The organism is Kitasatospora sp. NPDC086791 (assembly GCF_040685975.1).
Lineage (GTDB): Bacteria > Actinomycetota > Actinomycetes > Streptomycetales > Streptomycetaceae > Kitasatospora.
Map to the genome: position 1 here is coordinate 84,033 of NZ_JBFBOC010000025.1, position 6,319 is coordinate 90,351.

Annotated in this window: 5 protein-coding genes; 4 read left to right on the top strand and 1 reads right to left on the bottom strand. The window is 74.3% G+C overall.

Going from position 1 to position 6,319, the window contains the following annotated elements:
* Window positions 1-54: 54 nt before the first annotated feature.
* Window positions 55-330, bottom strand: coding sequence for a hypothetical protein (locus AB0Q99_RS26465; RefSeq protein ID WP_363575813.1), 276 nt, complete (start codon window positions 328-330; stop codon window positions 55-57).
* Window positions 331-569: 239 nt separating this feature from the next.
* Here AB0Q99_RS26465 and asnB point away from each other — a divergent pair, with 239 nt between their 5' ends.
* The 4 genes from asnB to AB0Q99_RS26485 all read left to right on the top strand — a co-directional run bounded on the left by asnB (window position 570) and on the right by AB0Q99_RS26485 (window position 6,087).
* Complete coding sequence (gene asnB, locus AB0Q99_RS26470) at window positions 570-2,426, top strand: asparagine synthase (glutamine-hydrolyzing) (RefSeq protein WP_363575815.1); 1,857 nt, start codon at window positions 570-572, stop codon at window positions 2,424-2,426.
* A gap of 278 nt (window positions 2,427-2,704) precedes the next feature.
* Window positions 2,705-3,835 (top strand): hypothetical protein, encoded by a 1,131-nt coding sequence (locus AB0Q99_RS26475; RefSeq protein WP_363575817.1) that lies wholly within the window; start codon window positions 2,705-2,707, stop codon window positions 3,833-3,835.
* Window positions 3,836-3,970: 135 nt separating this feature from the next.
* Entirely contained in the window at window positions 3,971-5,506 is a 1,536-nt protein-coding gene (locus AB0Q99_RS26480; RefSeq protein ID WP_363575819.1) for a pyridoxal-dependent decarboxylase, read from the top strand.
* A gap of 149 nt (window positions 5,507-5,655) precedes the next feature.
* A complete protein-coding gene (locus AB0Q99_RS26485; RefSeq protein WP_363575820.1) occupies window positions 5,656-6,087 on the top strand; it encodes a hypothetical protein in 432 nt (143 codons plus the stop codon).
* The last annotated feature ends 232 nt before the right edge of the window (window positions 6,088-6,319 follow it).

A 6,319-nucleotide genomic window follows, 5' to 3' on the forward strand; every position in this document is an offset into this window, starting at 1 on the left:
TGACGTCGGTGGGGCCGGCGCCCGGGCGACCTCACCGAAGTCGGCGACGGCCGCTCAGCCGTAGACGATCCGCCGCAGCTGGCGGGCCGAGAGCTCCGGCGCCGAGACCCGGCGCTGCGGGAGCTCCTCGGCGAGCCGGGCGAAGATCCGCTCGTTGGTCAGACCGCGTGCCTGCAGCTCGGCGTGGCGGCGGCGCACGTACTCCTCGGTGCTCTCGGAGAAGTACGCCAGCACCTCCGCCACGACCCGCGCCGCCTCCCGGGGCCCGAGCGGGCTGGTCCGGGTCAGGTGGGCGAGGAGGTCTTCGTGAGGGTGGGGTGAGCTCGGCACGAGTGAGGAGCCTAGGCCGGGCGACCGCCGAAGCCAAAATTCCTGCCCGAAATCGGGCAGACTTGACGACCTTAGGCCCAGTCGCACCCCTCGCCCGCCCCCACGCCCACCCCTACACCCACCCCCACCGACCGCCCGACCCACCGTTCGTTCGCCTTCCGCCGAACCCTTGAACCGCCGCCGACTCCACACGTAGCGTGATCCCTTGAACACGAAGCGGAAGAACCGGAGGCTTGCTGATGTGCGGGATCACCGGATGGGTCGCCTTCGACCGCGACCTCACCGCAGGGCCGGAGGACCGGACCGTCCTCGACGCGATGACGGCCACCCAGCTCTGCCGCGGCCCGGACGCCGGCGGCGTCCTCCTCGAACCGCACGCCGCGATCGGCCACCGCCGCCTCGCCGTGATCGACGTCGAGGGCGGCACCCAGCCGATGACGGTGGAGCGGGACGGCCGGCTGCTGGCCGCGCTCACCTACAGCGGCGAGGTCTACAACCACCGCGAGCTGCGCGCCGAACTGGAGGCGGCCGGGCACCGATTCCGCACCCGCAGCGACACCGAGGTCGTGCTGCACGCCTACCTGGAGTGGGGCGAGGGCCTGGCCGAACGGCTCAACGGCATGTTCGCCCTCGCCGTCTGGGACGCCCGCCGCGAGGAACTGCTGCTGGTCCGCGACCGGATGGGCGTCAAACCGCTGCACTACCACCCCACCCCGGACGGCGTGGTCTTCGGCTCCGAGCCGAAGGCTCTGCTCGCCCACCCCGCCGTCCGCCCGGTCGTCGACCTGGACGGGCTGCGCGAACTGCTCGGCTACGCCCGCACCCCCGGCCTGACGCCGTACCGGGGCATCCACGAGGTACGGCCCGGGCACGTCGTGCGGGTGCGCCGCGCGGGCGTCTCGGTCCGCCGCTACTGGGCGCTGGAGGCGCGCGAACACCGCGACAGCCTGGAGCACACCGTCGCCACCGTCCGGGCCCTGCTGGACGACATCGTGCACCGCCAGCTCGACGCGGACGTCCCGCTCTGCTCGCTGCTCTCCGGCGGACTGGACTCCAGCGCCGTCACCGCCCTCGCCGCCCGCACGCTGCGCGCCGCCGGGGCGGGCCCGCTGCGCTCCTTCTCCGTCGACTTCACCAGCCAGGGCGACTTCCACGCCAGCGAGGTCCGGGAGACGCCGGACGGCCCGTTCGCCCGGCTGCTCGCCCGGCACGTCGGCACCGACCACAGCGTGATCGAACTGGACGCCACCGAGCTCACCGACCCCGCCCGGCGCGCCGCCGCGCTGCGCGCCCGCGACCTGCCGGGCGGCGTCGGCGACATGGATGTCTCGCTGCTACTGCTCTTCCGCGGTGTGCGCCGCCACTCCACCGTCGCGCTGTCCGGCGAGTCCGCGGACGAGCTGTTCGGCGGCTACGGCTGGTTCCACGACCCGCGGACCGTCGCCACCGAGGACTTCCCCTGGGCCGCCGCCCTCACCCGCATCGCCGGCGCGGGCTCCGGCCCGCGCGAGCAGCTGCTCGACGCCGAACTGCTCCGCAAGCTCGACCTGGAGGGCTACCGCCGGGCCCGCTACCGCGAGGCGATCGCCGAGGTCCCGCACCTGGACGGGGCCGACCCGAAGGAGCGGCGGATGCGCGAGATCTCCTACCTCCACCTGACCCGGTTCGTCTGCATCCTGCTCGACCGCAAGGACCGGATGAGCATGGCCAACGGGCTGGAGGTGCGGGTGCCGTTCTGCGACCACCGGCTGGTCCAGTACGTCTTCAACACGCCGTGGGCGATGAAGAGCTTCGACGGCCGGGAGAAGAGCCTGCTGCGCGCCGCCGTGCGGGACCTGCTGCCCGGGGCGGTCGCCGACCGCGCGAAGAGCCCGTACCCGGTGACCACCGACCCGCACTACCCGGCGCGGCTGCGCGCCGAGCTCACCCGGCTCGCCGCCGGCCGGACCTCTCCGGCGCTCGACCTGCTCGACCGCCGCCGGCTGGCCGACGCGCTCGCCCCGGACACCGACCCGCAGTCCGTCCGCCTGGGCGTGGACCTCGCGCTCGACCTGGACGCCTGGTTGACGGAGTACCGGGTGACGCTGGAGCTCTGACCGCCGGCCCGACGCGCCCGCACCCCCTGCCCCCGCCTCCTGCACCCGCAGCCCGCAGCCCGCACGACACGCCCGACCCCAGCACCCGATCCCGCACCCGCACGGGCCGTTGCGCCGTGCGGGTGATCATCGGGAACCATCCCGCCGCGCCCGGCCGTCGCACGGTGCGGTAGCGTCGCCGACACCTCCCGAATGGCGGCCGAAATCGTGGATTCGCGCCCCCGTGCCGTCAGGATGGGAGCGAACCCGTTCACCTCGATCCGCCGGGGGATCCCGTCATGCAGCCGCGAGTCTTCGCGATTCTCACCGCCCTGCTCCTGGGCGTCCTGGGCCTCGGATCGGTGGCCGTCACCGACTGGTCGCCCGCGGCGGCCACCTCGACCCCGGCCCCCGGGGCCCCCGCCAGCGGCACCACCGCCGGGGCCAAGCCGGCCGCGGCGGGCACCGCGGGCGCGGCGGGCGCCACCCCGACCGGCGACCCGGCGGTGTGGACCCGCTCGACGCTGCGCAACAAGCTGATGGCCGAGATGGACGCCACCGACCCCGGCGTCGCCCTGGCCGACCTCGACAAGATCACCAAGGAGAAGCCGTACACCGTGCGCTTCTGCCACCCGATCGCGCACGAGCTCGGCCACGCGGCGGTCAAGCGCTTCAACGCCGACTTCCAGAAGGTCATCTCCTTCCCGCACGAGACCTGCGCGGCCGGCTACCTGCACGGCGCGGTCGAGGAGATGCTCAACGCCTCCAGCCAGCCCGAGGTGGACCTGCTCAAGCTCTGCGCGCCCAAGAACAGCGGCCCCTGCATCCACGGCGTCGGCCACGGCACGATGTTCGTCGCCAAGCAGGACGTCGCCAAGGCCCGCGACCTGTGCAACAAGTTCCCCACCGACCAGAACAAGATCCGCTGCTCCGAGGGCCTGTTCATGCAGCTCTTCGGCCCGGACGAGGAGGACGAGCAGGCCAAGGCCAACCTGCCCGCCGACAAGCTCGCCCAGGACCCGCTCTACCCGTGCAAGGACCAGCCGTCCCTCTTCCAGTCGGCCTGCTACTTCTACGCGCCGACCTTCTACCTCTCCTCGCACGACTACCCGAACCACCCCGAGGTCTACGCGGACGCCCTGAAGTGGTGCCTCAACGGCAAGGCCAGTGGCGGGGCGGTGGACTGCAGCCGCGGTGTCGGCTCGCGGACCATGAAGTACAACCTGGACCGCGAGGACTGGGCCTCCCAGCAGTGCGCGACCGCCGCCGACGGCTGGCAGCGCAAGGCCTGCGCCGAGGGCCTGGTCAGCTACTACACGGTCAACTACACCGACGCCGGTGCGGCCGGGCGGCTCTGCGCCAAGATCACCAACAAGGAGATGCAGGGCTACTGCCGCTCGGCGAGCGGCCTGTCCGCCTCGCTGGACTGACCCCGGCCGATCCCGGCAGGAGGGCCCGCGCCGCACGGCGCGGGCCCCTTTGCGTAGGATCACCCGACCATCGCCTGATCAGGGTGCGCCGAGGACGCCGCGCCTCCCCTCCCCCGCCCCTGGAGCACGCCCGCCATGACCACCGAGGACCCCCGCGCCGCGGACGCCCGCACCACGGCCCCCCACGCCGAAGACCTCCACGCCGAAGACCTCCGCACCGAAGACCTCCGCACCGAGGACTTCCGGGCCGCCGCCCACGCCACCGCCGAGCTGGTCTCCGACTACCTCGCCGAGCTCCCCGACCGCCCGGTCTGGCAGCCGATGGACGAGTCCGCGCGCCGGGCCCTGCTCGACGCCCCGCTGCCCGCCGACGGCCGCCCGCTCGCCGAACTGGTCGACGCCATCGGGCGCGAGGTCCTGCCGTACCCGATGGGCAACGGCAATCCGCGCTTCTTCGGCTGGGTCAACTCCGCCCCCGCCCCGGCCGGGGTGCTCGCCACCCTCGCCGCCTCCGCGATGAACCCCAGCTCGGCCGGCGGCGACCACGCCGACGTCCACCTGGAGCGGGCCGTCGTCCGCTGGATCGCCGAGCTCGTCGGCTTCCCGCACCCGGCCGGCGGCGGGCTGCTCACCTCCGGCACCTCGATGGCGACCATCGTCTGCCTCGCCGCCGCCCGCAACCGCGCCGCCCGGCAGGCCGGCCGGGACGTCCGTGAGGACGGCCTGGCGGGCCTGCCCCCGCTGGTCGGCTACGTCACCGGCGAGACCCACTCCTGCGTCCGCAAGGCCGCCGAACTCCTCGGCCTCGGCAGCAAGCACCTGCGCACCGTCACCACCGGCCCCGACAGCCGCCTGGACACCGCCGAGCTGCGCGCGGCGGTCGAGCGAGACCGGGCGGCCGGCCTGCTGCCCTTCCTGGTCGTCGCCTCGGCCGGCACCGTCGGCACCGGCGCGGTCGACGCGTTCGACCCGATCGCCGACCTCTGCGCGGAGCAGCGCCTCTGGCTGCACGTGGACGGCGCGTACGGCGCCTTCGGCCGGCTCGACCCCGCCATCGCCCACCGCTACGCCGGTCTGGAGCGCGCCGACTCGCTCGCCCTCGACCCGCACAAGTGGCTCGGCGTCCCGGTCGACTGCGGCTGCGCCCTGGTCCGCGACACCGAGGAACTGCGCGGCACCTTCAGCCTCGTCCCGTCCTACCTGCGCGACGAAGCGGCCGGCTCGCTCGGCTGGTTCTCCGAGTACGGCACCGAGCAGACCCGCCCCTTCCGCGCCCTCAAGGTCTGGGCGACGATCGCCCACCGGGGCCGCGCCGGCCTCTCCCGGGACATCGCCCGGTGCACCGCGCTGGCCCGCCGCCTCGGCGAACTCGTGGCGGCCGACGAGGAGTTGGAACTGCTCGCCGAGGTGCAGACCTCCATCGTGGCGTTCCGTCACCGCGCCCCCGGCCGGGACGCCGCCGCCCGCGACGCGCTCAACCGCGAACTCCCCGTCGCGGTCCAGCGGCGCGGCCGGGTCTTCGTCACCGGCGCCCGCCTCGGCTCGGACGAGATGCTCCGCGCCTGCCTCCTCAACGCCACCACCACCGAGGACGACCTCCACCTGCTCCTCGCCGAGGTGAAGGCCGCGGCCCGCGAGCTGCTGCCGGACGCCGGCGCGGCACGCCCCTGACCGACCGCCCCGCGCCACTCCCGCGACAGGCTCCGCGCCGCTCCCGCACCCGGCCCTCGCGCCACTCCCGTAACAGATCCGGGCGGACCGTAACCACCGGGTCACAGCCGGTTCGTGGCCGGGAAACACCGGTCGGGCACGGTGGTGGCATGGAGCACTCGAAGTCTTCCCCCCGCCGTGTCCCCGGCGCCCGCCGCACCCACCGCTGGCGCCGCGACACCGTCGAGCTCGCCGCCGTCTTCCTCTCCGTCACCGTCGCCGACCTCGTCGCCAAGCTCGTCGTCGACGGCCCGGACGGCCCGGTCGTCCTGGCCACCTCCGCGCTCGCCCTGCTCGCCACCGCGCTGCTCCACACCTGGTGGTCCCCGCACGCCCCGCCACCGACGACGCTCTGGCGGGTCCGCACCACCGCCCTCTCCCACACCCCGGCGGCCCTCGCCGACCACCGGATCGTCCTGCTCTCGCTCCACCCCGAAGAGCTCTACCTCCGCACCGAACACACGGTGACCCCGACGGACCTCGCCACCGTCCTCACCACCACCGGCCACACCGTCGAAGGCCCCCCGACCCGGATCGCCTGACCGGGCCACCGGCCAGGACCGCCCGCGAGGCCGTCAGCCCTCGGCCCCGGCCTCGACGGCCGCACGGATCTCCGACCGCGGCCAGGCCGACGACGCACCGGACGAGCCTCGGCGTACGGAATGCCCGCGCGGGCATTCCGCCCGAATGCGGGTCAGCAGGGCCACCCGTTCCTCCTCGTTCAGTGTTCGCGGACCGCGGGCGGTCCGACGGGCGTCGCTGCCCGGTCCGGCG

Bases quoted from the DNA above. Each gene is read 5' to 3' on its own strand.
- asnB (WP_363575815.1), top strand. From the start codon at position 570: ATGTGCGGGATCACCGGATGGGTCGCCTTCGACCGCGACCTCACCGCA.
- AB0Q99_RS26475 (WP_363575817.1), top strand. From the start codon at position 2,705: ATGCAGCCGCGAGTCTTCGCGATTCTCACCGCCCTGCTCCTGGGCGTC.
- AB0Q99_RS26480 (WP_363575819.1), top strand. From the start codon at position 3,971: ATGACCACCGAGGACCCCCGCGCCGCGGACGCCCGCACCACGGCCCCC.
- AB0Q99_RS26485 (WP_363575820.1), top strand. From the start codon at position 5,656: ATGGAGCACTCGAAGTCTTCCCCCCGCCGTGTCCCCGGCGCCCGCCGC.